Genomic DNA, 1,540 nt, shown 5'->3' with positions numbered 1-1,540 from the left:
TGTACCGACCCCTAAAAGTTAGACCAAAAAATCTAACGATTGGAGGTCGGTATTTTTATGTCTAAATATAGTTATGAATTTAAAAAGAAAGTTGTAAATGCTTATCTGAATGGAGAAGGCGGTTATAAATATCTCGCCGAGCAATACGGCGTTCCTTCTCATAGTAAAGTTAAGTTATGGGTGGATAATTATAAGTCTTTTGGAGATGATGGGTTAAAACGTTCACGTCAACAAGTAAAATATTCTTTCGAAAAGAAACTTTTTGTTGTAGAGTTATATTTATCAAGTGAAATCTCATATCAAGATTTAGCTCTGCAAGAAGGAATTACTAACCCGTCTATGATAGTTGATTGGGTTAATCGCTTTCGAGCAGCTGGACCTGATGCGTTGAGGCCACGTAGGAAAGGTCGAAAGAAAATATTGGATAAACCAGATAACAATACACAAAACAAACCACTTGTAGAATCTCCTGTTGATACAAGTGTAGAACATGTAAAGGAACTAGAGGATGAACTTCTTAAGTTAAGGATAGAGAATGCCTTTTTAAAAGAACTGAGGAGACTGCGTTTAGAGGACGAAGCAAAAATGAGAGAACGGCGCGAATCATCAGCAGCCTCCGAAGACAGTTCAAACTAAAATATCTTCTCTCATATACAGGAATGCCTAAAGCAACATATATGTATTGGCAAAAAAGATTTGATAGAGAAAATCCTGATAAGGAAATCGAAGAAAAAATCCTTGAAATTAGAAAACTTCACAAGGATTACGGATATCGTCGTATGCTAGGAGAACTTCGCAATCAGGGATATGTTATCAATAAAAAGAAAGTTCAGCGAATCATGCAAAAACTCGGATTACAGGTAACCTCATTTACACGCAGGAGTAGGAAATATAGTTCATACAAAGGAAAAGTTGGAACTGTTGCGCCTAATAGAATTCGCAGACGCTTTAACACACATATACCTCATCAGAAGATCACCACAGATACAACAGAGTTTAAATACTATGAAGTTGATGTTAAAGGACATATGACTATGCACAAACTTTATCTGGATACATTTATGGATATGTGTAATGGAGAGATACTAAGCTTTGGTATTGATAAACGCCCGTCTACCAAGAATATAATGGATGCTCTAGAAAAAGCAATAGAAGTAACATCTGATTGTCCCTATCGAAGAACCTTCCATTCGGATCAAGGATGGGCATATCAAATGAAAGCATACTCATATCGCCTTAAAGGAGAACGAATATTTCAGAGTATGTCTAGAAAGGGAAATTGTCACGATAATTCAGTGATGGAAAATTTCTTCGGACTATTAAAACAAGAAATCTATTATGGTGTAGTTTATTATAGCTATGAAGAATTGAAATCGGAAATAGAACGATATATAAAGTATTATAACGAACAACGAATAAAAGAAAAACTAGGATGGATGAGTCCTGTGCAATACAGGCTTAGCCTCTTGGCTGCATAAAAACAGCGTAGCAGCCAATAAAACTGCTACGCTTAAAAGTCTAACTTTTTGGGGTCACATCA

The 1,540-nt window shown here is 35.8% G+C and carries 1 protein-coding gene; it reads left to right on the top strand.

Going from position 1 to position 1,540, the window contains the following annotated elements; translation table 11 throughout:
* Nucleotides 1-57 precede the first annotated feature (57 nt).
* Nucleotides 58-1,478 (top strand): IS3 family transposase gene (locus DWV68_RS14250; RefSeq protein ID WP_242988816.1). Its coding sequence is split into 2 segments (ribosomal slippage): nucleotides 58-544 and nucleotides 544-1,478, totalling 1,422 coding nucleotides; the frame shifts between segments, so codons are not numbered across the junction.
* Nucleotides 1,479-1,540: the final 62 nt, after the last annotated feature.

Source organism: Roseburia sp. AF12-17LB (assembly GCF_003479605.1).
GTDB classification, from domain to species: domain Bacteria; phylum Bacillota; class Clostridia; order Lachnospirales; family Lachnospiraceae; genus Roseburia_C; species Roseburia_C amylophila.
This window is presented reverse-complemented; position numbering and strand designations above follow the sequence as displayed.